This is a genomic window from Actinoplanes sp. CA-030573 (assembly GCF_050951115.1).
Taxonomy (GTDB): Bacteria; Actinomycetota; Actinomycetes; order Mycobacteriales; family Micromonosporaceae; genus Actinoplanes.
On the sequence record NZ_CP192038.1, the window covers coordinates 1,881,681 to 1,904,865 of the forward strand.

At 72.9% G+C, this 23,185-nt stretch carries 20 protein-coding genes; 12 read left to right on the forward strand and 8 right to left on the reverse strand.

Annotated features, from left to right (window positions below):
* Positions 1-43: 43 nt before the first annotated feature.
* Positions 44-667 (forward strand): M15 family metallopeptidase, encoded by a 624-nt coding sequence (locus tag ACQP2F_RS08830; protein ID WP_433302357.1) that lies wholly within the window; start codon positions 44-46, stop codon positions 665-667.
* On the opposite strand, the gene ACQP2F_RS08835 is transcribed toward ACQP2F_RS08830, so the two are convergent.
* On the reverse strand, positions 664-1,461 hold the full coding sequence (locus ACQP2F_RS08835; protein ID WP_433302359.1) for a class I SAM-dependent methyltransferase: 798 nt from the start codon (positions 1,459-1,461) through the stop codon (positions 664-666). The two genes, ACQP2F_RS08830 and ACQP2F_RS08835, sit on opposite strands and share 4 nt — an antisense overlap.
* Positions 1,462-1,573: 112 nt before the next feature.
* Here ACQP2F_RS08835 and ACQP2F_RS08840 point away from each other — a divergent pair, with 112 nt between their 5' ends.
* Entirely contained in the window at positions 1,574-2,599 is a 1,026-nt protein-coding gene (locus ACQP2F_RS08840) for an aspartate-semialdehyde dehydrogenase (protein WP_433302361.1), read from the forward strand.
* Positions 2,600-2,610: 11 nt separating this feature from the next.
* Here ACQP2F_RS08840 and ACQP2F_RS08845 read toward each other — a convergent pair whose 3' ends face one another.
* The gene (locus tag ACQP2F_RS08845) at positions 2,611-5,322 is read right to left on the reverse strand and encodes a hypothetical protein (protein ID WP_433302363.1); all 2,712 of its coding nucleotides are present in this window, start codon (positions 5,320-5,322) and stop codon (positions 2,611-2,613) included.
* Positions 5,323-5,326: 4 nt separating this feature from the next.
* Here ACQP2F_RS08845 and ACQP2F_RS08850 point away from each other — a divergent pair, with 4 nt between their 5' ends.
* Positions 5,327-5,611: a hypothetical protein gene (locus tag ACQP2F_RS08850; RefSeq protein WP_433302365.1), complete on the forward strand. Its 285-nt coding sequence runs from the start codon at positions 5,327-5,329 to the stop codon at positions 5,609-5,611.
* Positions 5,612-5,691: 80 nt separating this feature from the next.
* Positions 5,692-7,113 (forward strand): RNB domain-containing ribonuclease, encoded by a 1,422-nt coding sequence (locus tag ACQP2F_RS08855; protein ID WP_433302367.1) that lies wholly within the window; start codon positions 5,692-5,694, stop codon positions 7,111-7,113.
* A 58-nt stretch (positions 7,114-7,171) separates the two neighbouring features.
* Here the strand turns inward: ACQP2F_RS08855 and ACQP2F_RS08860 are convergent, their stop codons facing one another.
* Positions 7,172-7,597 (reverse strand): DUF350 domain-containing protein, encoded by a 426-nt coding sequence (locus ACQP2F_RS08860; protein WP_433302369.1) that lies wholly within the window; start codon positions 7,595-7,597, stop codon positions 7,172-7,174.
* 28 nt (positions 7,598-7,625) lie between these two features.
* Entirely contained in the window at positions 7,626-8,978 is a 1,353-nt protein-coding gene (locus tag ACQP2F_RS08865; protein WP_433302371.1) for a glutamine synthetase family protein, read from the reverse strand.
* A 123-nt stretch (positions 8,979-9,101) separates the two neighbouring features.
* Between ACQP2F_RS08865 and ACQP2F_RS08870 the strand changes: the two genes are divergently transcribed.
* The 4 genes from ACQP2F_RS08870 to ACQP2F_RS08885 all read left to right on the forward strand — a co-directional run bounded on the left by ACQP2F_RS08870 (position 9,102) and on the right by ACQP2F_RS08885 (position 13,784).
* A complete protein-coding gene (locus tag ACQP2F_RS08870) occupies positions 9,102-10,883 on the forward strand; it encodes an NAD+ synthase (RefSeq protein ID WP_433302372.1) in 1,782 nt (593 codons plus the stop codon).
* A 99-nt stretch (positions 10,884-10,982) separates the two neighbouring features.
* Positions 10,983-11,813 carry a 3-methyl-2-oxobutanoate hydroxymethyltransferase gene (panB, locus tag ACQP2F_RS08875; protein WP_433302374.1) on the forward strand — a complete coding sequence of 277 codons (831 nt, stop codon included), beginning with the start codon at positions 10,983-10,985 and terminating at the stop codon, positions 11,811-11,813.
* Between the two features lie 142 nt (positions 11,814-11,955).
* The gene (locus ACQP2F_RS08880) at positions 11,956-12,816 is read left to right on the forward strand and encodes an MEDS domain-containing protein (protein WP_433302376.1); all 861 of its coding nucleotides are present in this window, start codon (positions 11,956-11,958) and stop codon (positions 12,814-12,816) included.
* Between the two features lie 2 nt (positions 12,817-12,818).
* Positions 12,819-13,784: an anti-sigma factor RsbA family regulatory protein gene (locus tag ACQP2F_RS08885; RefSeq protein ID WP_433302377.1), complete on the forward strand. Its 966-nt coding sequence runs from the start codon at positions 12,819-12,821 to the stop codon at positions 13,782-13,784.
* Positions 13,785-13,787: 3 nt separating this feature from the next.
* On the opposite strand, the gene ACQP2F_RS08890 is transcribed toward ACQP2F_RS08885, so the two are convergent.
* On the reverse strand, positions 13,788-14,939 hold the full coding sequence (locus tag ACQP2F_RS08890) for a low temperature requirement protein A (RefSeq protein ID WP_433302379.1): 1,152 nt from the start codon (positions 14,937-14,939) through the stop codon (positions 13,788-13,790).
* A gap of 46 nt (positions 14,940-14,985) precedes the next feature.
* Between ACQP2F_RS08890 and ACQP2F_RS08895 the strand changes: the two genes are divergently transcribed.
* A complete protein-coding gene (locus ACQP2F_RS08895; RefSeq protein WP_433302381.1) occupies positions 14,986-15,681 on the forward strand; it encodes a helix-turn-helix transcriptional regulator in 696 nt (231 codons plus the stop codon).
* 47 nt (positions 15,682-15,728) lie between these two features.
* Here ACQP2F_RS08895 and ACQP2F_RS08900 read toward each other — a convergent pair whose 3' ends face one another.
* On the reverse strand, positions 15,729-16,121 hold the full coding sequence (locus ACQP2F_RS08900; protein WP_433302383.1) for a VOC family protein: 393 nt from the start codon (positions 16,119-16,121) through the stop codon (positions 15,729-15,731).
* 100 nt (positions 16,122-16,221) lie between these two features.
* On the opposite strand from ACQP2F_RS08900, the gene ACQP2F_RS08905 reads away from it, so the two are divergent.
* Positions 16,222-17,007: a type 1 glutamine amidotransferase gene (locus tag ACQP2F_RS08905; protein ID WP_433302384.1), complete on the forward strand. Its 786-nt coding sequence runs from the start codon at positions 16,222-16,224 to the stop codon at positions 17,005-17,007.
* A complete protein-coding gene (locus tag ACQP2F_RS08910) occupies positions 17,008-20,019 on the forward strand; it encodes a bifunctional [glutamine synthetase] adenylyltransferase/[glutamine synthetase]-adenylyl-L-tyrosine phosphorylase (RefSeq protein ID WP_433302386.1) in 3,012 nt (1,003 codons plus the stop codon). It begins immediately after the preceding gene.
* Here ACQP2F_RS08910 and ACQP2F_RS08915 read toward each other — a convergent pair.
* A complete protein-coding gene (locus tag ACQP2F_RS08915) occupies positions 19,959-21,023 on the reverse strand; it encodes a Glu/Leu/Phe/Val dehydrogenase dimerization domain-containing protein (protein WP_433302388.1) in 1,065 nt (354 codons plus the stop codon). The genes ACQP2F_RS08910 and ACQP2F_RS08915 overlap by 61 nt on opposite strands.
* A gap of 108 nt (positions 21,024-21,131) precedes the next feature.
* Here ACQP2F_RS08915 and ACQP2F_RS08920 point away from each other — a divergent pair, with 108 nt between their 5' ends.
* The gene (locus ACQP2F_RS08920; RefSeq protein ID WP_433302390.1) at positions 21,132-21,584 is read left to right on the forward strand and encodes an Lrp/AsnC family transcriptional regulator; all 453 of its coding nucleotides are present in this window, start codon (positions 21,132-21,134) and stop codon (positions 21,582-21,584) included.
* A 16-nt stretch (positions 21,585-21,600) separates the two neighbouring features.
* Here ACQP2F_RS08920 and ACQP2F_RS08925 read toward each other — a convergent pair whose 3' ends face one another.
* Positions 21,601-23,163 carry a hypothetical protein gene (locus ACQP2F_RS08925; RefSeq protein WP_433307398.1) on the reverse strand — a complete coding sequence of 521 codons (1,563 nt, stop codon included), beginning with the start codon at positions 23,161-23,163 and terminating at the stop codon, positions 21,601-21,603.
* Between the last annotated feature and the right edge of the window lie 22 nt (positions 23,164-23,185).

Sequence of the window (23,185 nt, forward strand, 5' to 3'; positions counted from 1 at the left end):
TTTCGCCGGCCGCGCCGAACGGAACGGTGTGGGAATCGAGGGAGTGAACTCGCGGATCGCGGACATCCAGAGCCGGATCATCGCGCTGCAGACCCAGCAGGCCGGGCGCACCCAGAGCCAGACGACCACGACCGGCACCGGTGGCGCCTCGGGCGAGGACTTCGCCAGCTACCTCTCCGACGCCGTCGCGCAGACCCCGTCATCGGGCCGGACGTACGCGCTGAACAGCAAGGGCATTCCGGCCGACCTCGCCGCGTACGGCAACGGGAAGATCCCGGCCGGCGCGCTCGAGCAGGTCGGCAGCACCCGGCACAAGCTCTGGGCGCCGGCCGCCGAGGCGCTGACCAAGATGGTGGCGGACGCCGAGAAGGACGGGGTGCACATCGGCATCACCGACTCCTACCGCCCGTACGCCGAGCAGGTCGACCTCGCCCGCCGCAAGGGCCTCTACTCGCAGGGCGGGCTGGCGGCCAAGCCCGGCACCAGCGAGCACGGCTGGGGCATCGCCGCCGACCTCGACCTGAACGCCAACGCGCTGGCGTGGGTGCGGCAGAACGCCGACAAGTACGGCTTCTTCAACACCGCGTCCCGGGAGAGCTGGCACTGGGGTTACAAGCCCAACTCCGAGGGGGCCAAGGCGATGGGCGTCTCGACCACCGTCGGTTAGGCGGTTGCCACCAACTCTCCGTGGAGCAATGACAACCAGCCGTTCTCGTCGGCGGCCCAGCGGCGCCACCCGTCCGCGATGCGCCGGAGATCCTGCTCGGTCGCGGCGCCGGTGCGCACCGCGGTCGCCGCGAACTCGGACTTCAGCACCCGGTCGGCCCACATGCCGCCCCACCACGCGCGGTCCTCGGGCGTCGCGAAGCACCACGTGCTCGAGGTGGCGGTGAGCTCGCTGAACCCGGCCTCGCGACCCCAGGCCAGCAGCCGGCGGCCGGCGTCGGGCTCGCCGCCGTTGCCACGGGCCACCCGCTCGTACAACTGCAGCCACTCGCTCAGCTCGGGCACCGCCGGGAACCAGGTGAACGCCGCGTAGTCGCTGTCGCGTACCGCCACCAGGCCGCCCGGCTTCGTCACCCGGCGCATCTCGCGCAGCGCCGCCACCGGATCGGTCACGTGCTGCAGCACCTGATGCGCGTGCACCACGTCGAAGGTGTCGTCGGGGAAGTCGAGCGCGTGCACGTCGCCGACCGCGAAGTCGACGTTGGCCAGACCCCGCCGCGCGATCTCGGCCCGGGCCAGGTCGAGCGCCTCGGCGGTGACCTCGAGCGCGGTGACGCGGGCCGGTGTGACGAGGGTCGCCAGGTCGGCGGTGATGGTGCCGGGGCCGCAGCCGACGTCGAGGACCGAGACTCCGGAAGTCAGCCGGGGCAGGAGGTATGCCGCCGAATTCTCTGCGGTGCGCCAGCGGTGTGAGCGCAAGACCGACTCGTGATGCCCGTGCGTGTAGGTCGCCATGCCTTCGAAGCTAGCCCCGCTGTCTCTATATTTGAGAGCAAAATCTTACTATTTGGTACGCGGTGAGTTAAGCGATTTCTTCGCGGGCAGGTGAGGCCGTACTTTTGTCGGCATGAGGATCGGCATCGTCGGCGCGACGGGACAGGTGGGCGGCGTCATGCGGCGCATCCTGGCCGAGCGCGAGTTCCCTGTCAGTGAGCTTCGGCTGTTCGCTTCCGCCCGCAGCGCGGGTCGCACCCTTCCGTGGAAGGACGGCGAGGTCACCGTGGAGGACGCCGCCACGGCGGACTTCGGCGGCCTCGACATCGTGCTGTTCTCGGCGGGCAAGGGCAGTTCCAAGGAACTGGCGCCGCGCGTCGCCTCGACCGGAGCGGTCGTGATCGACAACTCGTCGGCCTGGCGGATGGACCCCGACGTGCCGCTGGTCGTGAGCGAGGTCAACCCGCTCGCGGCCCGGGTGCGGCCGAAGGGCATCATCGCCAACCCGAACTGCACGACGATGGCCGCCATGCCGGTGCTCCGGCCGTTGCACGACGAGGCCGGTCTCGTGGCCCTGGTCGCCACCACCTACCAGGCCGTCTCCGGCGCCGGGCTGGCCGGCGTGAGCGAGCTCGACGAGCAGGTGAAGAAGGTCGCCGACCGCGCGACCGAGCTGACCCACGACGGCAGTGCCGTGGAGTTCCCGGCGCCCCGCTCGTTCAGCAAGAACATCGCCTTCAACGTGCTGCCGCTGGCCGGCTCGATCGTCGACGACGGCCGCGACGAGACCGACGAGGAGCAGAAGCTCCGCAACGAGAGCCGGAAGATCCTCGACATCCCGTCGCTGCTGGTCTCCGGCACCTGCGTACGCGTGCCGGTCTTCACCGGCCACTCGCTGCAGATCAACGCTCGCTTCGCCCGGCCGCTGTCGCCGGCGCGCGCTCGCGAGCTGCTGGCGGTGGCGCCGGGCGTGGAGCTCTCCGACGTGCCGACCCCGCTCGAGGCGGCCGGCCGCGACCCGTCGTACGTGGGCCGCATCCGCGCCGACGAGACGGTGGAGAACGGGCTCGCGCTCTTCGTCTCCAACGACAACCTGCGCAAGGGTGCCGCGCTGAACGCCGTGCAGGTCGCCGAGCTGGTCGCGGCCGAGCTCGGCTGATCCGTTCCGCTTCACACCGCCCCGGCCGGGTTTCGGTCGGGGCGGTTTTTTGTGGATATCCCCGCATTTCCACAGTGGAAATCTGGGACTTTTTGCCCGAATCGGTGGCGGATGGTCGGTTTGAGGTGCACAGTGATTGCATGAACGACAGTGGGCCCGGCGGAGGCGGCTACTTCTGGTGCCTTCGCGACAGCCGTGTCGAGACCGGCGACGACTTGTGTCCCGCCCAGTACCGGCTCGGTCCCTACGCCACGGCCGACGAAGCGACGCGGGCACTCGAGACCGTCGAGAAGCGCAATGCGGAGTGGGACGCCGAGGATGCCCGCTGGACCGGGGAGGTCAGCTAGCACCGGCTCCGCGACCCCCTGTGTCCAAGCCGGAATTCGCAGTCTCCAGGCGGAGACGAGCCCGCAGTCATTCGCAAGGAGGAACACCCTGATGGCCGCTGCCAAAAAGGCTCCGACCAGAGCTACCACGGGCGCCGGAAAAGCCGGGCGCGCGACCGCCGCCAAGGCGCCGGCCGCGAAGAAGGTGGCGGCCGCGTCCGCCCCGCGCAAGCCCGCGACCACGATCGCGACCGCCCGGACGACGACCACGACCCGGCCCGCGGTGCCCAAGCCCAGCACCCCGAACCGCACCACCACCATCGCCACCACCGGCGCCGCCGGGAAGGCCGCCGCCGGCAAGGCCGGTGCCGCCGGGAAGGCCGGTGCCGCCGGGAAGGCCGCCGCCGGCAAGGCCGGTGCCGCCGGGAAGTCCGGCACGTCTCGGACGGCGGCGCCGGTCGTCCGTATGCCGGCGGCCTCCGCCGGCACAGCCAAGGTCGCGGGCACCGGCCGCTCGATCGGAACCTCCGTGGGTCGATCGGCCGCGGTGCGGGTGGCCAAGCCGGCCGCCGGGCGGGTGGCCAAGCCGGCCGCGGGCAAGGCAGCGAAGGGCGTTGTGACGCCGGCGCGCGGCCTGCAGACCGCGACCACCAAGACGACGGCCAACCGGGCCGCGGGCCGGGTCGGCGCCACCAAGCGGCCGGTCACGCCCCGTCGAACGGCGGCGGCCGTGAGCCCGATCCCGGGAATGACGACAGCGACGATTCCGCCGGAGCCGACCCCGGCCGCCGACATGGACGACTCGATGCCGATGACGTCGCCGGCGACGGCCCAGACCGCCGCCGGGTCGGCGAACCGGCCGGCCGGGCGGCGGGGCCGGGCCGCCGACATGCCGTCGGTGATCGGTTCGATCACCGGGATGCCGGTCGTCACGCCGGAGCCGGGAGCCAAGAAGTCGGCGGCCCGGACGACGAAGGCGGCAACGGGGCCGGCGTCCCGGGCGAAGGCAGCGACGGCCCGGGCCACCGGAACGGCCAGGCCCGCCGCGGCGAAGTCCACGGCCGCCAAGTCCACGGCAGCGAAGTCCACGGCGGCGAAGTCCACGGCGGCGAAGTCCACGGCGGCGAAGTCCACGGCGGCGAAGTCCACGGCGGCGACCAAATCCACGGCGGCGAAGACGACAGCCGCGGCAAAGGCGACGGGGGCCAAGAAGGTGGCGGCCAAGGCGACGACGGCGACCAAGAAGGCGGTTGCCAAGACGGCGGCGGCGGCTCGATCGGTAGCCACGGCGACCAAGGCGACGGCGACGAGGGCGACGGGCACCAAGGCGACGGCGACGAAGGCGACGGGCACCAAGGCGACGGGCACCAAGGCGACGGCGACCAAGGCGACGGGCAGCAAGGCGATGGGCACCAAGGCGACGGAAGCCAAGGCGACGGGCGTTAAGGCGACGGCGAAGAAGGCTCCGGCGACTAAGGCTCCGGCCAAGAAGGTGGCGGGTACCGCGCGTCCGGTCTCGAAGGCCGCGGCCAAGAAGGCGCCGGCTACGAAGAAGGCCGCGGCGGGCAAGGCGGCCATGCCTAAGGCGACGGCGAGCAAGAGCGCGGCGAAGACGGCCTCGGCCAGCCGGGCGGCGGCGGCCAGCACGGCGGCGGCCACGACGGCGGCCATGGCGCGGGCGGCGGCCAAGACGGCGGCGGCGAACAAGACCGCGGCGCGGGCGGCTTCCGGGAAGTCGGCCACCGCCAGGGCCAACCGGGATGCGGCACGGGCCGCTTCCGGGAAGTCGACGGCGACGGCCACCGCCAACCGGGACGCGGCACGCGCGGCGGCGGGCAAGTCGTCGACGGCGATGGCGAACGTGCGGGCGGCCAAGGCGGCCTCCGGACGGGACGCGGCAAGCCGGGCCGCGAAGATCACCCCGCCCACGCGGACGGCGACCGGCACCAAGGCGACCGCGGCGAAGGCCACCGGCGCCAAGGCCACTGGCGCCAAGGCGACTGGCACCAAGGCGACCGCGGCGAAGGCGACTGGCACAAAGGCGACTGGCACGAGGGCGACCGCGGCCAAGGCGACCGCGGCGACGGCCACCGGCACCGGGGCGGCCGGCACCAGGACGGCGGGCACCAAGGCGACTGGCACGAAGGCGACCGCGGCCAAGGCGACCGCAAGCAGGGCGACCGGGGCCAAGGCCACGGCGGCGAAGGCCACCGGGGCGAAGGCCACTGCGGCGAAGGCGACCGGGGCGAAGGCGACTGCGGCTAAGGCAACTGCGGCTAAGGCAACTGCGGCTAAGGCGACTGCGGCCAAGTCGGCGGGGGCCAAGGCTACGGCGGCGAAGAAGACGGCGGCCACGGCGAGCCCGGCCAAGAAGGCGCCGGCCTCGACGGCGACCACGGGGATGCCGGCCACCCGCGCCGCGGCGGGCCGGGCCACGGCGACCAGCGCCAAGGCGGCCAACAAGGCGACCACGGGCAGCCGGCCGGCCAAGACCACGAACGTGGCGAAGGCGACCAACGCGGGCCGGGCGGCTACGACCACCAAGACGTCGGCCACCAACGCGGCCAAGGTCGCGAAGGCGCCCACGGCCGCGGCGGCCCGGAAGGCGGCCGCCGGGAACGCGGCGGCGGGGGCTTCCGCCCGTACGGCCGCTGGACGCAAGGTGGCCGCCAAGCGCGCCCGATAGTGGGGTTTCCCGCCGGTGGCCACGCTTTCGGGCGTGGCCACCGGCGTTTGCGTGGGGGCGCGGGCTGGTAGGAATGATCCGTGCCGATCAAAAGGGTGTGGGCGCCGCAGATCGACTTCTCGGTCCTGCGGCGGGAGCTGGGACTGCCGGCGGAGTTTCCCGAGGACGCGCTGGCCGAGGCGAGGCGGGCGGCCGCCGATCCGCCGCGGGCCGCCGCCGACCGCACCGACATCGCGTTCGTGACGATCGACCCGGCCACGTCGCGCGACCTCGACCAGGCCATGCACCTGGCCCGCCGGGCCGGCGGCGGCTACCGGGTGAGCTACGCGATCGCCGACGTGGCGTCGTTCGTGCGGCCCGGCGGGGCGCTCGAGGCCGAGGCCTGGCGACGCGGTCAGACGATCTACCTGCCCGACGGGCGGATCCCGCTGCACCCGGAGGTGCTCGGCGAGGGCGCGGCGAGCCTGCTGCCCGACGGCGACCGCCCGGCCGTGGTGTGGACGATCGACCTCGACGCCGACGGCGCGACCGTCGGCGTCACCGTGGAGCGGGCGATGGTCCGCAGCCGGGCCAAGCTCGACTATCCGACCGTGCAGGGTCAGGCCGACGCGGGCACGGTGCCGGAGCCGGTCGCCCTGCTGCCCGAGATCGGCCGACTGCTGGCCGCGCGGGCCGCCGCCCGGGGCGCGGTCAACCTGCCGCTGCCCGAGCAGGAGGTCGAGCGCGACGGCGACGGCTGGCGCCTGGTGCTGCGCGCGCCGCTGCCGGTCGAGGAGCACAACGCCCACATCTCGCTGCTCACCGGCATGGCCGCGGCGTCGCTGATGCTCGAGGGGCGGATCGGCCTGTTGCGTACCATGCCCGCCGCCCGCCCGGAGGCCGTCGAAAAGCTCCGGGCCGCCGCCGTCTCGCTCGGGGTGCCGTGGCCCGCCGGCGCCTCGGTCGGCGCGGTCGTCGCCGGCGTCGACCCCGCCACCCCGCGTGGCGCCGCCTTCCTCGACCAGGCCGCCGAGCTGCTGCGCGGCGCCGCCTACACCCCGTTCGACGGCGACCCGCCGGCCGAGACCGGCCACGGCGGCGTGGGCGCGCCGTACGCCCACGTGACGGCCCCGCTGCGGCGCCTGGCCGACCGCTACGCCACCGAGGTTTGCCTGGCGCTGACCGCCGGTGCGGAGGTGCCCGCCTGGGCCCGCGAGGCGTTGCCGAGGCTCCCGAAGACGATGGGCGACACCGACCGCCTGGCCGGCGCCGCCTCCCGTGGTGCGGTCGACCTGGCCGAGGCCGTGCTGCTGGAGGGCCGGGTGGGCGAGCAGTTCGAGGCGGGCGTCGTCGACCGCGACGAGCCGCGTGGCAACCGCCCGGCCGGCGGCACGGTGGCGATCGACGATCCCGCGGTGCGGGCGCGCTGCGTGGGTGACCTGCCGCTGGGGGAGCGCATCCGGGCGACGCTCACGGTGGCCGACCCCGCGACCCGCAAGGTCGAGTTCCGGCACGGCGCCTGAGCGGGCGCCCGGCCCGTTACTCCACGGACCGGGCGGAAATTCCGAATCTGCGGCGAAGCTAAGAAATGCAGGCGCAGATGATGAGCGCGGCGCCGAAGTGGGTTGCGGCCGAGACGATCGCGCCGCCGTGGCGTTCGGGAGTGCAGATGACGTCGCCGAGCTTGCCGGGGGTCATCCAGTCGAGCACCAGGAAGGCCAGGCCCATGATGGCGATGCCGATGACGCCGAAGATGACCGTGGACGCCAGGCCCTGGCCGAACGAGTCGTAGCTCGTGAAGATCGCGGTGAAGACGATCAGGGCGATGCCCAGCTGGTTGGCCGCGAGCAGGATCGAGGCGTTCCAGTTGCGCTCGGCCCAGATCAGGTCGCGCAGCTTTCCGGGCGTCAGGATGTCGATCAGAACGTATCCCAGGGCCATCAGGCCGATCCCGACAAGTCCGAAAACAATGCTGCGGCCGGCGCCTTCGAGCAAATCTTGCAGCACGATCTCTCCCTTCCAAGGTCAGGAGAGACTACAGCGCCCCCAGGTAGCGCTGGCGCTCATACGGCGTGACCTCGCGGCGATATTGTTCCCACTCGGCTCGCTTGTTGCGCAGGAAGAAGTCGAAGACGTGCTCGCCGAGCACCTCGGCCACCAGCTCGGACTTGCTCATCACGTCGATCGCCTCGGAGAGGTTCTCGGGCAGGGCGTCGTAGCCCATCGCCTTGCGCTCGGCCGGCGACAGCGACCAGACGTCGTCCTCGGCGCCCGGCGGCAGCTCGTACCCCTCCTCGATGCCCTTGAGGCCGGCGCCGAGCATGACCGCGAAGGCCAGGTACGGGTTGGTCGCCGAGTCGATCGAGCGGACCTCGACCCGGGCCGAGTTGGGCTTGCCGAACGCGGGGACCCGGACCAGGGCGCTGCGGTTGAGGTGCCCCCAGCTGACGAAGGCCGGCGACTCGGTGATCGCGTTGGGCAGCTGGAGCGGGAACAGGCGCTTGTACGAGTTGACCCACTGGTTGGTGACCGCCGTGTACTCCCGGGCGTGCACCAGCAGGCCGGCGATGAAGGCGCGAGCCGTCTTGGACAGCTTCATCGGGTCGTCGCCGTCGTAGAACGCGTTGCGCTCGCCCTCGAACAGCGACAGGTGGGTGTGCATGCCGCTGCCGGGCTGGTCGGTGTAGGGCTTGGGCATGAAGGTCGCGCGCACGCTCTGCGACAGCGCCACCTCCTTGACCACGTGCCGGAAGGTCATGATGTTGTCGGCCGTGGTCAGCGCGTCGGCGTAGCGCAGGTCGATCTCCTGCTGGCCGGGGGCGACCTCGTGGTGGCTGAACTCGACCGAGATGCCGATCCGCTCGAGCGCGAGCACGGCCTGGCGGCGGAAGTCGCGGGCGACCGAGTGGGTGGTGTGGTCGAAGTAGCCGCCGGTGTCGACCGGGACCGGCACCGAGCCGTCCAGCGGGCCGTCCTGCACCAGGAAGAACTCGACCTCGGGGTGGGTGTAGAAGGTGAAGCCCTTCTCCGCCGCCTTGGCCAGCGCCCGGCGCAGCACGTGGCGCGGGTCGGCCCAGGCCGCGCTGCCGTCGGGGAGCAGGATGTCGCAGAACATGCGGGCGCTCTCGCCGCTGGCGCCGCCCTCGAACGGGAAGACCTGGAACGTGGTGGGGTCGGGCATGGCCACCATGTCGGACTCGTAGACCCGGGCGAAGCCCTCGATCGCCGAGCCGTCGATGCCCATGCCCTCCTCGAAGGCGGACTCGAGCTCGGCCGGGGCGACGGAGACGCTCTTGAGCGTGCCCAGCACGTCGGTGAACCAGAGCCGGACAAAACGGATGTCGCGCTCCTCGAGAGTGCGAAGCACGAACTCCTGCTGTCGGTCCACGGTCACTCCTGGTGGTGGCTGCCCTGACGAGCCAGTCTGGCTCGGCTGCGTTACGCCGAGATTACGCTGACCTGGCCCGGGCGCGCCGTCCTGGGTGGTCGGCGCTTGGGGAAGAATAAGGGCATGCCCACGCTGCGGATCGCCCTGGCTCAGGTGAACTCGACGGTCGGCGACATCGCCGGCAACGCGGCGGCGGTCCGCCGGTGGTCGCGGTCGGCGGCCGACGCGGGTGCGCAGCTGGTCGCCTTCCCGGAGATGATGCTGACCGGCTACCCGATCGAGGACCTGGTCTTCCGGAACTCGTTCGTCTCGTCCTCGGTGTCGGCCCTGGAGGCGCTCGCTCGCGATCTCGCCGCCGACGGCCTGGGCGATCTGGCGGTCGTGGTGGGATATGTCGACGCGGACGGACCGCCGGCCACGAGCGCCTCGCACGAGCCGGGCCGGGGGCGGCGGGACGCATCGGCTCTGCTGCTCGGCGGGCGGGTCGCCGCCAGGTACTACAAGCACCACCTGCCGAACTACGGGGTCTTCGACGAGGACCGCTACTTCGAGCCGGGGGAGGCGCTGACCGTCGTCCGCTTCGGCGGGGTCGACGTCGCGCTCACCGTCTGCGAGGACATCTGGCAGGCGGGTGGGCCGTTCACGGCGGCGCGGCGGGCGGGTGCGGGGCTGGTCCTCAACATCAACGCTTCCCCGTACGAGTTGAACAAGGACGATGTGCGGCTGCCGCTCGTGATGCGCCGGGCGGCCGAGGCGGGCGCCACGGTGGCCTACGTCAACGCGGTCGGCGGCCAGGACGAGCTGGTCTTCGACGGTGACTCGATGATCGTGACCGCCGGGGGCGAGCTGCTCACCCGGGCCGGGCAGTTCACCGAGGAGCTGCTGATCCACGACCTGTCGCTGCCGGCCGCCGACGCCACGCCGAACCGGGCCGAGAAGACCGACGCCGAGCCGCTGCCGATCGTCGAGCAGTGGATCGACGACGAGATGACGGTGTCGAGGGTCGTGCTCGAGACCGCGCCGCGCCCGGCTCAGCGGGACAAACGGGACGGCGGCATCGCGGAGCGGATCGTCGACGAGGCGGAGATCTGGTCAGCGCTGGTCGTGGGACTGCGGGACTATGTCAATAAAAATGGCTTCAGATCGGTGATTTTCGGGCTGAGCGGTGGCATCGACTCGGCCGTCGTGGCGGCGATCGCGGTGGATGCCCTCGGCGCCGATCGTGTCTTCGCCGTCTCCATGCCGAGCGGTTACTCGTCCCAGCACTCGCGGGACGACGCCGCCGAACTGGCCAAGCGGACGGGCATCGACTACCGGGTGGAGGCCATCCAGCCCATGGTCGACGCGTTCCTGGCCAACATGTCGCTCTCCGGCGTCACGGTCGAGAACCTGCAGGCCCGGGTGCGCGGCGTCATCCTCATGGCGCTGTCGAACCAGGAGGGGCACCTCGTGCTCACCACCGGCAACAAGAGCGAGCTCGCGGTCGGCTACTCGACCCTCTACGGCGACTCGGTGGGGGGCTTCAACCCGCTCAAGGACGTGCCGAAGACGACGGTCTACCGGCTGGCCCGCTGGCGCAACACGCAGGGCGAGCCGCCGATCCCGGAGAACTCGATCACCAAGCCGCCGAGCGCCGAGCTGCGGCCCGATCAGAAGGACTCGGACTCGCTGCCCGACTACGCCGTGCTTGATCCGATCATCAAGGGGTATGTCGACGACGACATGGGCCGCGACGAGCTGATCGCGGCCGGGAACGACCCGGCTCTGGTCGACCGGGTGCTGCGGATGGTCGACCTGGCCGAGTACAAGCGCCGCCAGTCCGCGCCCGGCACCAAGATCTCGGGCAAGGCGTTCGGCCGCGATCGGCGCCTGCCCATTACGAACAGGTTTCGGGAAGGTGTGTGAGAACCTCCACTGACCCCTGACCGGGCGCCGTCTCCGGGTGCGACCATGGCCGGACCCGGGGACCGCACCAGCGCGGCCTCGAGGGAAGGAGAGTGCGACATGTCGGACATTCCCACCTTGTATGGCGGACCGCCCACCCGGCGGGTACGCACCCGCGACCTGATCGCCGCCAAGTCCCGCGGCGACCGCTGGCCGATGCTCACCTCCTACGACCAGTACACCGCGTCGATCTTCGACCGGAACGGCGTACCGGTGCTGCTGGTCGGCGATTCGGCGGCGAACAACGTCTTCGGCTACGAGACGACGCTGCCGGTGACGGTCGACGAGCTGCTGCCGCTGGTCCGCGCGGTCGTGCGGGCCACCAAGACCGCGCTCATCGTCGCCGACCTTCCCTTCGGCAGCTACGAGGAGGGCCCGGCGCAGGCCCTGCGCACGGCGGTCCGCTTCATGAAGGAGGGCGGCGCGCACGCGGTCAAGCTCGAGGGCGGCCGCCGGGTCGCGGCCCAGATCGAGGCCCTGACCGGCGCCGGCATCCCGGTGATGGGCCACGTCGGCTTCACGCCGCAGAGCGAGCACACCATCGGCGGCTACCGGGTGCAGGGCCGCGAGGCGGACGGCGCCCATGTGCTGGCCGACGCCCGGGCGGTGGCCGACGCGGGCGCGTTCGCGGTCGTGCTCGAGATGGTGCCGGGCGAGGTCGCCAAGACGATCACCAAGGAGCTGCCGATCCCGACCGTGGGCATCGGCGCCGGCCCCGACACCGACGCGCAGGTGCTGGTCTGGCAGGACATGGCCGGCCTGCGCACGGGTCACATGCCGCGCTTCGTCAAGCAGTACGCGGATCTGTCCGGGATCCTGTCGGCCGCGACCCAGCAGTTCGCCGCGGAGGTGCGAGGCGGCGAGTTCCCCGCCGCGGAGCACACCTTCTAGCACGTACGCTCAGGGCGCGCCCGGTCGGGACACCCGATCGGGCGTTTCCCGTCCCCACCGGTGGCGACCCGCCGAAGCGCGCTAATAGTCTCGCGGGAGCCGCGATCCGGCTGTCCGGGCTCAAAGCGCTACGAGCGAGGAAGTGATCGTCGTGCCGGCCGTCCGCGCCGTTGCCGACCTGACCGTCCACGACCACCTCTGCCATGTCTACGACCGCGAGGCCGAGGTAAGCCGGGACCTGCTCGAATACGTGGTGGCCGGCCTCGCCCGGCGCGAGCGCGTGCAGGTCCACGTGACGGCCGGGGCGGCCGGTGCCGCGATCGGGGACGACCTCCGGGCGGCCGGGCTGCCGGTGTGCGAGCTGGTCGAGCGCGGTCTGCTGGCGATCGCCCCGGCCGAGGCCGCCTTCTTCGCCGGCGACACGTTCGACGCCGACCGGCGGCTGGCCGCTCTTGCCGCCGACGCCCGGGCCGCCGTCGACGACGGCCTCACCGGCCTGCGGGCGTACGTGGACACCCGCTTCGTGCTCGATCACCCCGGCGCGCTGGCCGCATGGCCGGGGTACGAGCTGCGCGCCGACCTGCTGGCCAAGCAGCTGCCGATCACCGCGGTCTGCGCGTACGACGCCCGGCACTGGACGCCCGAGGACCTGTTCCGGGCCGAGACGGTGCACACCCGCCGGTCCCGTGACCATGGCGCGTTCGGGATGAACGCCGGCCGCGACGGCGCCCTGCGGCTCTCCGGCGAGATCGACTCCCTGACCGCCGACCAGGTCTACCGCATGCTGATCGTGACCGCGCCGAGCCGCCCGACCCCGGTCCTCGACGTGCGCGGGGTGAGCTTCGTCGACGTCAGCGGCGCCCGCAGCATCGGCGCCGCCTGCGAGGTGATCTCCAGCCGGCACGGCCCGACCCGGCTGCGGGCGCTCCCGCCGCTGCTGCGCCGGATCTGGGAGTCGGCGACCTGGTCGGCCTGCTTCCCGAGCGTGTGCATCGAGGACTGATCATGGAGACGACTCCGCCGACTGATAGTCCAGGCTCGGGTAGCGCCACAGCTTTCCGGCACGAGGCTCTGGTCTACGACGACGACGCGACGTTCGCCTCGACGCTGGCGCCGTTCCTGGCCGGCGCGGTCCGCCGGCGGGAGGCCGCGGTCGCGGTCGTGTCCCGGCGCAACATGGGGCTGCTGCGCGACGCCCTCGGCCCCGACGCCGGTGAGGTCACCTTCATCGACAGCGACACCTGGTACGAGCGCCCGGCCGCCACCATCGCCGGGTGGAAGGGCCTGGTCGACCGGGCCCTGGGCAGCGGCCGCCCGGCGGTGCGTGCCGTCGGCGAGGTGACGTTCGGCCCCGGCCCGCGGCACGACAGCTGGATCCGGTACGAGTCGGCGGCCAACGACGTGTTCGCCGCCGTGCCGGTCTGGGTCATCTGCCCGTACGACACCCGCCGGCTGCCGGACCGGGTGATCGCCGGCGCCCGGCGCACCCACCCCGTCCTGGTCGGCGAGCGGGGCGGGCCGAATGCGCTCTACGAACCGCCGGACGACCTGCTGCGGGCCCTGGCCGAGCCGCTGCCACCGGTCGGCCCGGAGCCGCTGGTCGTGCTGGCGCTGACCGGGCCGGAGCGGCTGCGGCACGCGCGCCGGACGCTCGAGGCGATCGCCCGCAACCTGGGCTGGGACCAGACGGCGATCGCCGGCCTGCTGCTGGTGGTCACCGAGGTCGCGGTCAACAGCCTGCGTCACGGCGGCGGCGACCGGCGCATCCAGGTCTGGGTCGAGCAGGCGGCGATCACCTGCGAGGTGATCGATGAAGGCGCCGGCCCGGTCGACCCGCTCGCCGGCTACCGCCCGCCGGTCAACCCGCGCAGCTCCGGCGTCGGCCTGTGGGTGGCCAACCAGCTCAGCGAGTGGCTCGCCGTCGAGCACCGCGACGGCGTCACCCGGGTGCGGTTCCGCTGCCGGCGCTGACCGTCACTCGTGCGGCGCCGTCCGGCCGAAGTCGCTGATCGCGGAGCTGCCGGAACGCCGTACCTCGGGAATGTCCTCGATGATCGCGGCCGCGACCATGATGACCACGACCGCCACCAGCTGATAGATGGCCATGAGATGGCCGAGCGGAATCACCGCCAGCACGGCCAGCGCGCAGAGGATGCGGTGGTAGGCGCCGCGCAGCCGCAGCTTGGCCAGGAACGCCGCGTGGCCGAGCAGGTAGAGCGCCACCCCGCCGCTCAGCGCCAGCGCCTGCGGCCAGTGCAGGGGCTCGGTGGTGTGGCCGACGGTCTTCTTGATCCCGACCGAGGCGACCACGATGCCGAGCAGGATCGGGTAGTGGGCGTACCCCCACGCCTGCAGGGCCAGGCGCGCCCGCCGGCGCGGATCCTCGGCGCCGGCCAGCACGCGCTCGGCGCGGGAGTCGTCGCCGGCGAAGTAGAACCACCACAGGTAGTACGCGACGCACAGGCCCAGCACCGCGACCAGGATCTCGTTCGGGCCCAGGTGCACGCCCGCGAACCCGGCGCCGATCGCGATGATCGACTCACCGATCGCGATGATCACGACCAGGCCGTGGCGCTCGGCGAAGTGGCCGGCCGCGATCGTGTGCATGTCGATCCGGTGCAGGTAGCTGCTGGAGATCTGCACCAGCGGCGCCGCGATCCAGAGCAGGTGCCGCCACGGCTCGGGCACCAGGCCGCCGGTCAGCACCAGCAGCGCGGCCAGGATGTTCAGCGGGCCGAGCAGCCGCAGCGCGGTCCGGGCGCCCGGACCGGCGGTGCGGAACAGCAGCGTGTGCACCACGTTGACGACCAGGTAGCTGACGCCGAACAGCCAGCCGTACTCGCCGAACGCCTCCGGGATCGCCAGCGCCATCACCAGGAAGCCGGCCATGCCGGTCAGCAGCAGCGTGCGCCGGGTCGTCGAGTTCGGCGCCACCGCGTTGGTCAGCCAGGCGTAGCCCGAGTACATCCACCAGACCACGGCCAGGATCAGCAGCACGTTCCCGAAGGTGGCGAGGTCGAGATGCTCGGCCAGGGTGGTGGCCAGCTGGGTGATGGTGAAGACGAAGACCAGGTCGAAGAACAGTTCCAGCGTCGACACCCGGACCGCGGGCGTGGGCTCGGCCATCCGCGCAGCCTAAAAGAATGTCGTACCCCCGGCCTAGCCTGTTTCCGTGAACCGGACCGACCGCCTCTACGCCCTCATCGAGGAGCTGCGCGCGGTGTCGCCGCGCCCGCGCAGCGCCCGGTGGCTGGCCGACCGTTTCGAGGTGAGCGTGCGCACGGTCGAGCGCGACATCTCGGCCCTGCAGCAGTCCGGCACCCCGGTCTATGCCGAGCCCGGCCGCACCGGCGGTTACTGCCTCGACAAGGTGCACACGCTGCCCCCGGTCAACTTCACCGCGGCCGAGGCGGTGGCCATGGCGCTCGCCCTGCACCGGCTCGACGGCACCCCGTTCCACGGGCCGGCCTCGACCGCGCTGCACAAGCTGGTCAACGCGATGTCGCCGGCCGACGCCGCCGCGGCCCGCGCGCTGGCCGGCCGCGTCCACTTCGTCGGCAACGTGCCGCCGACCGCCGTGCCCCGCGTCGTCGGCGACGCGCTGTCGCTGCGGCGGGTGCTGCGCATCCACTACGAGGACCGCGGCGGCGGCACCTCCCGGCGCGACATCGAGCCGATGGCCTTCGTCGGCACGCCCCTCCACTGGTACCTGGTGGCGTTCTGCCGGCTGCGCCGATCGGTGCGCGTGTTCCGCACCGACCGGATCAGCTCGGTGACCGTCACCGCCGAGGAGCCGCCGCCGCGCGAGCTCGAGCCCTACGACATCGACATCCCCGACAAGATCGTGCATGCCCTGACGCTGGGCTGAGCGGCACCGACGCCCGCGAGGCGGCCCTCGATCGACGCCGGCCGGGCTCATTCGCCGCCGGCGGGCGGGGCGAAGATGCCGAACTGGTTGCCCGACGGGTCGAGCATGTGGGCGAAGGTCAGCCCGTCCGGCGTGCGCTGCGCGGGCACCAGCACCCGGCCGCCCGCCGCCTCGGCCGCCGCCGCCGTCTCGTCGACGTCGGCCACCAGCACGTAGAAGACGGCGTAGTTCGGCACCTTGCCGCCGGTCGGGAAGAGGCCGCCGGCCGGGCGGCCCTCGCCGGGCGGGGTGATCGAGCGATAGGGCGACCCGTCGGCGCCGGTCGCCGCCCCCTCGTCGTTGCCGAACGTCCAGCCGAAGACGTCGCCGTAGAAGCGCTCGGCCTCGGCCGGGTTGTCGGTGCCGATCTCGAACCAGCCGATTCCGTTGATCGCGGGCATCTCACAAACTCCTTTTGTCGTTGGCTGTGACCACCTTCCCGGGTGGTGGCGACAACCTCCTGTCGGTGATTAGGAACCCGGCACGGATTAGGTTCGGAGCGTGGGAACCGCACTGGTGATCGAGAACGATCCGACCGACGACCTGCGCCGGCTGGGCGCGTGGCTGACCGAGGCCGGCCTGGAGCTGACCGTGCTCCGGCCGCACGCCGGCGACCCGCTGCCCGAGACGCTCGACGACTACCTGGGGCTGATCGTGCTCGGCGGCGACCAGAGCGCGTACGCGGCGGCCGACGGCACGCCCGGGGCGCCCTGGTTCCCCCAGCTCGAGGGGCTGCTGCGCAAGGCCGTCCGCAACCGGGTGCCCACGCTGGCCATCTGCCTCGGCGCTCAGCTGCTCGCCCAGGCCCACGGCGGCCTGGTCGAGCGCAGCACCGCCGGCCCGGAGATCGGTCCCGGCCTGGTCGGCAAGCGCGACGCCGCCGACACCGACCCGCTGTTCAAGTGGGTGCCGCTGCTGCCCGACGTGATCCAGTGGCACCGCGACGAGATCACCGAGCTGCCGCTGACGGCCGTGCTGCTCGCCGCCTCCAGCCGCTACCCGCACCAGGCGTTCCGGCTCGGCGACCGGGCCTGGGCCGTCCAGTTCCACATCGAGTGCGACCTGGAGATGATCGAGCAGTGGGCCGCCGACGACCGGGCCACCCTCGACGAGCTCGGCTACGACGCCGAGGCGGTGGCCTACGCGATCGCCGAGGTGCTGCCCGACGTCGAGGAGGTGTGGCAGCCGTTCGCGGCCCGGTTCGCGTCGCTGGCGCTCGGCACGCTGCCCGGCGCCGACATCCCGAACCCCGGGAACGCCCGGACCCTGCCGCTGCTGGGCCAGTAGATGACCAGGCCCAGCCGCCTCGCCCGGTACGGCTTCGCCGACGACGGCGTCAAGGCCGCCGACCTGCTCGGGCCGACCGGGCTGCGGCTGTGGGACGCCGAGGCGCAGGGCCCGACCGGGACCGACGCCGCCGAGCTGATCCACTCGCTGTCCCGGGCCGCCGACCCGACGCTCGCCCTGCGCCAGCTGCACCGCCTGGTCGAGGCGGCCGGGCGGGCCGCCGACCGCAGCAACGGGCGGGGCGTCGCCGGGCCGGGCGGCGAGATCAACCCGAACGAGGCGACCGACGCGCTGTTCGAAGCGTTGTTCCGCGACCACGGGCTGCGCCGGCGACTGGTCGCGGTGCTCGGGGCGTCCTCGGCGCTCGGCGACCACTTGGTGGCCAACCCCGACGACTGGCGGGTGCTGGCCACCAGCAAGTCGGGGCTGCCGCCCAACGCCGAGGGCCACCTCGAGGCCGAGGGTGAGCTCTCCGTGCCGGAGCTGCGCCGGGCGTACCGGATCTCGCTCCTGCGCATCGCGGCCGCCGACCTGACCGGGGGACGCGGTCTCGAGCCGACCATGGAGGCGCTGAGCCGGCTGGCCGACGAGACGCTCGCCGCCGCGTACGAGATCGCCGTCGCCGGCCTCCCGGAGAGCGTGACCGAGCCGCGCCTCGCCGTCGTGGCGATGGGCAAGTGCGGCGGGAACGAGCTCAACTACGTCTCGGACGTGGACGTCATCTTCGTGGCGGGCACCGACGAGGACCTGAGCGCCGGCACCACCGTGGCGGCCCGGCTGATCGAGATCTGCGGGCAGGTGGCCTGGCCGGTCGACGCCGCGCTGCGCCCGGAGGGCAGCCGCGGCCCGCTCGTCCGCACCCTCGCCAGCCATCAGGCCTACTACCGGCGATGGGCCCGCACCTGGGAGTTCCAGGCCCTGCTCAAGGCGCGCCCGGCGGCCGGCGACCTGGCGCTGGCCCGGGAGTGGATCGACGACCTCGCGCCGCTGGTCTGGCACGCGGCCGAGCGGCCCGAGGCGGTCGCCGACGTCCGCGACATGCGCCGCAAGATCATCGAGAACGTGCCGGCCAACGAGCTCGACCGGGAGATCAAGCGGGGGCCGGGCGGGCTGCGGGACATCGAGTTCGCGGTGCAGCTGCTGCAGCTCGTGCACGGCCGGATCGACGAGACGCTGCGGGCCGGCGGGACGCTCCCGGCGCTGCGCGCCCTGGTCGCGGGCGGCTACGTGGGCCGCGAGGACGGGGAAACGTTGCTGCGGGGCTACCGGTTCTTGCGCGGCGTCGAGCACCGGCTGCAACTGCAACAACTCCGGCGTACGCACACGGTGCCCGACGATCCGCAAGGCCTGCGCTGGCTGGCGGCCTCCCTCGGGTACACGGCGATGCCCGGCCGGGATGCGGTCCAGGCCTTCCGCTCCGACTGGGTCGGGCACGCCGCCCAGGTGCGCCGCCTGCACGTGAAGCTGCTCTACCGGCCGCTGCTCGAGTCGGTGGCCCGGGTGCCGGCCGAGGCGCTGCGGATGACCGCCGAGTCGGCCCGCAAACGGCTGGTGATCCTCGGGTTCGCCGATCCGGCGGCCGCGCTGCGGCACCTGCAGGCACTCACCGGCGGCGTCACCCGTACCGCCGCCATCCAGCGCACCCTGCTCCCGATGCTGCTGCAGGAGTTCGCCGACGCGCCCGAGCCCGACCGGGGCCTGCTCAACTACCGCGACGTCTCCGACAAGCTCGGCAGCACCCCCTGGTACCTGCGTCTGCTGCGCGACGGCGGCCCGGTGGCCCGGCGGCTGGCCCGGGTGCTGAGCCTGTCCCGCTACGCGACCGACCTGCTCACCCGCGACCCCGAGGCGCTGCGCCTGCTCGCCGACGACGCCGAGCTGGTGCCGCGCGACCGCCAGGCGCTGATGGTGGGGTTCGCGGCGGCGGCCGAGCGGCACGCCGACAATGCCGAGAAGGCAACCGCGGCCGTACGCGCGTTGCGCCGTCGCGAGCTGTTCCGGCTGGCCTGCGCCGACATCCTCAGCCAGGCCGGCGACCTCGCCCCCGCCCAGCCGATCGACGTCGGGACGCTGGGCCGGGCCCTCTCCGACGTCGCCGACGCGACCCTGAACGCGGCCCTCATCGCCGCCCGTGCGGTCAAGCCCGGCCCCCGCGGCCTGCGGTTCGCCGTCATCGGGATGGGCCGGCTCGGCGGCTACGAGATGAGCTACCCCTCCGACGCCGACGTGCTCTTCGTCCACGACCAGCCGGCCCGCGGCGTCGAGCGGGAGGCCAGCGCCGCCGCCCACGCGATCGCCGAGGAGCTGCGCCGCATGCTCACCGCGCCGGCGCCCGACCCGCCGCTCGGCGTCGACGCCGACCTGCGGCCGGAGGGACGGCAGGGCCCGCTGGTCCGCAGCCTCGGCGCCTACCAGCAGTACTACGCGCGCTGGTCGAAGGTGTGGGAGGCGCAGGCGCTGCTGCGGGCCCGGTTCGTTTGCGGCGACGAGTCGCTCGGCCGCGAGTTCGAGGCGCTGGCCGACACGATGCGCTACCCGCCGGGCGGTCTCAGCCGCGAGCAGGTCGTCGAGATCCGCCGGATCAAGGCGCGGGTCGAGACCGAGCGGCTGCCGCGCGGCGCCGACCCCAACACCCACACGAAGCTCGGGCGGGGCGGCCTGTCCGATGTGGAATGGGCCGTTCAACTTCTGCAACTGCGGCATGCGTACGCGCTGCCGGAGCTCCGCAAGACGCAGACGCTCGAGGCGCTGGCCGCCGCGGTGGCCGCCGGCCTGGTCGACAAGGTCGACGCCGCCGCGATGGAGGCCGGCTGGACCCTGGCGGCCCGGGTGCGCAACGCGCTGACGCTGGTGCGCGGCCGCCCGACCGACCAGCTGCCTCGGCACGGCGTCGAACTGGCCGGCACGGTGCAGCTGCTCGGCGGCGGTGATCCGGGCGAGTTCGTCGACCGCTACCTGCGGCTGACGCGGCGCTCCCGCGCGGCGATGGAACGGGTGATGGAGGCCTCGTAGGGGCTGATCCTCCGGGCGTCGGCCTCGCGGAGTATCGCGGTGAGGGTGTCGCCGATGGTCTCCACCTCGGCGAGCGCGTTCTGCTCGGACCGGTGCCGCAGCTCGACGGCCGTGGCGTGGATGATGCCGCCGGCGCTGACCACCGCGTCCGGGGCCCAGAGGATGCCGCGCTCGTGCAGGGTCGCCGCGGTGTCCGGTGATACCAACTGGTTGTTGGCCGGCCCGGCGATGGCCCGGCAGTGGAGGGCGGGCACGGTCTCCGGGCCGAGAAGGCCGCCCAGCGCCGCCGGTATGAGAACGTCGACCGTCTCCCGCAGGCACTCGTCCGGATTTATCCAGACAGATCCCTCCGGTGCCGCCGCCCGCTTCGCTTCGTCGATGTCGGCGACCTTGATCTTGGCTCCGGCCTCGGCGAGCAGGCGGGCGACGTGGGCGCCGACGCGGCCCAGCCCCAGGACCGCGAAGCTGCGCCGCGACAGATCGGGCGACCCGAAGCGGTGGGCGCAGACGGCCCGCAGGGCGGCGATCGTGCCGAGCGCGGTGGCCGGGGAGGAGTCGCCGCTGCCCCCGTGCTCGACCGGGCGGCAGAAGACGTGGGTGGTGCGCTCGCCGATGGTGACCATGTCGGCGGGACCGGTGCCGACGTCGGGCCCGGTCGCGTAGATGCCGCCCAGGTCCTCGATGACGCTGCCCGCGTCGTGCAGTGCCGCCTCCCGCAGATCGTCGCCGGGCTGGTGCGGTGCGAGTTGCCTCCCGCCATCGCCGGCCGGCGGCAGGACGATCACCGTCTTGCCGCCGCCGTGGGGCAGGCCGGCCAGCGCGCACTTGTCGGTCATCGCGGCGGACAGGCGCAGGGCGTCGGCCAGGCCGTCCTGCCAGCCGGGGTAGGCCTTCATGCGGCAGCCACCGATCGCCATGCCCCGGGTCGTCGAGTGCACCGCCACGATGATCGGCAACCCGGACTCACGGCCTCGTCTGATGATCACTTGCTCGTGCGGGAACATGCTTTCCTCCGTACGGACGCCTGGTGTCGAAAGCGAAAGTTAGGCGCTTGGTGGGGGACCGCGGGGTTGCGCCGAATGATGTTCGGCGCGGGGGCAGAATGGGCGGTCGTGGACGACGTTGATTCGGCAATCGTGCGGGAATTGCAGCGCAACGCCCGGCAGACGAACCGTGATCTCGCCCGCGCGGTCGGCATCGCGCCGTCGACCTGCCTCGAGCGGGTGCGGCTGCTGGTCGGCCGCGGGGTGCTGACCGGCTATCACGCGGAGGTCAGCCTGGCCGCGCTCAACCGGCATGTGCAGGCGTTCCTCCATGTGCAGGTCCGGCCCATGAGCCGGGACGTGATCGAGGGCTTCAAGGCGTACGTGTCCGGGCTGCCCGAGGTGCTTGCGGTGTTCGTGGTGGCCGGCGGCGACGACTTCCTGGTGCACGTCGCGGTCCCGGGCGTGGATGCGCTGCACTCGTTCCTGATGGACAAGTTCACCGGCCGGCGGGAGATCGTCGGTTTCCGCAGTTCGGTGATCTACCAGCACGCCCGGAATCGGGTGATCGAGCCGCTCTGAGCCGCTCGAGCTCGGATCAGCTGAACAGCGTGTAGGTGCCGGGTTGCGGGACGCGGACCAGCGCCCACCCGCCCGAGCTCGACACCGTCGCCCCGCCGTCGGCCCGCAGCCAGCGGTAATAGCGGACCCGGACCACGACGCTGCCGGCGTTCTCGGCCCGGAACGTGACCGACGTATCGTCCTGCGCGACCAGCGTCGTCGGGGCGGTGACGATCGGCCGGGCGTCGGCGACCCGGTAGAGCGTCCAGTGCGCGCCGCGCCAGATCTCGGTCAGGTAGGGCAGCCCGGCCGTGACCAGCCGCGCCTCGGGGCGGCCCGACCAGCTCAGCTCGGCGTCGGGCACGGCCACGAACTGGACCGCGACGTCGTCCAGCCAGGTGCGATAGGTGCCGGCGGTGAGTGCTTCCCCGGTGCCCTGCGCTCCCGGGATGTTTCCGAAAAAGAGAGGATTCCGGGCGATGTCGGCTTGGCGAAGCCAGCCGCGGGCCAGCGGCACGTCCCCCATGTGGGCCGCTTCCCAGTAGTCCCGGGTCGGCGGAATCTCCACCCGCCCGGTCAGGGTCTCTTGCCCGAGCCGCTCCAGCAGCGGGCCGAAGTACGCCGGATCGGCCGTCGGATTGCCCAGATCGCGCAGGTCGCCGGTCACCACCGGAGGCTGCCACCAGCACGCCACCGCGACGAGCAGAAGCACCGTCCACAGCGGCGCCCGGGGTGAGGTGGTCGAGTGCCCGCCGGCAGAGTGCTCGGCGATGCCCTGGTGCGCGCTGTCGGTTGGGTGCGCGCTGCCGGCGCCGTCCACCTGGTGCACTCCGCCGGCCGGCCGGCGCCATCGGGGCGGGGCGGCGTAGGCGGCCAGCACCGGCAGCGTGAACATCACCGCCAGGCGCGTCGCGTTGAGGCCGACCGGGGTGTGCACGAGCGCGGCGCCCAGCACGCCGAGCGCCGAGAGCAGGGCGCCCGCGCGGACCGCTCGATGGGGGACGAGCACGGCCACGACCAGGCTCGCGATCACCGCCCGCAGCGTGTCGGTCTGGCTGATGTTCATCCAGCCGCCGTCGCCGAACAGCAGGGCGGTGAGGGCGAGCGGCACCGCGGCCGGCACGGCGATCAGCAGGCCGCTCGTCGCCCGGCCGGCGAGCAGCAGCGCGGCGCCGGCCAGGCCCAGGAACAGGCCGGCCACCGGACTCGTCGCGCCGGCGGCCAGGGCCGGCACGACCGCGAGCCAGCGCCACCGGGGGACGGCGAGCAGGGTCAGGGCGGCCAAACCCCAGGCGACCCCGAGCCCGTACGTCACCCGCCCGCTCACCAGGTTGCCGGCCACGCAGACGGTGCCCACCAGCGCGCCCAGCCACGGTCGCGGGGCCGCGGTGCGCCGGAACAGCACGGCGAGCAGCACCGACGCGGCGATCAGCGCCAGGACGCCGGTGACCCGCACGCCCAGCAGCGCCATCACCGGCTGCGACAGCAGGCTGTAGCCGAGCTGGTCCACTCCCGCGTACCAGCGCAGGTCGATCGGCGTGTAGCCGTGGGCGGCGAAGAAGTCGGCCCGCGCCACCTGAGCCGACAGGTCGGAGCCCATCGGCGGCAGCAGAAGGTACGCC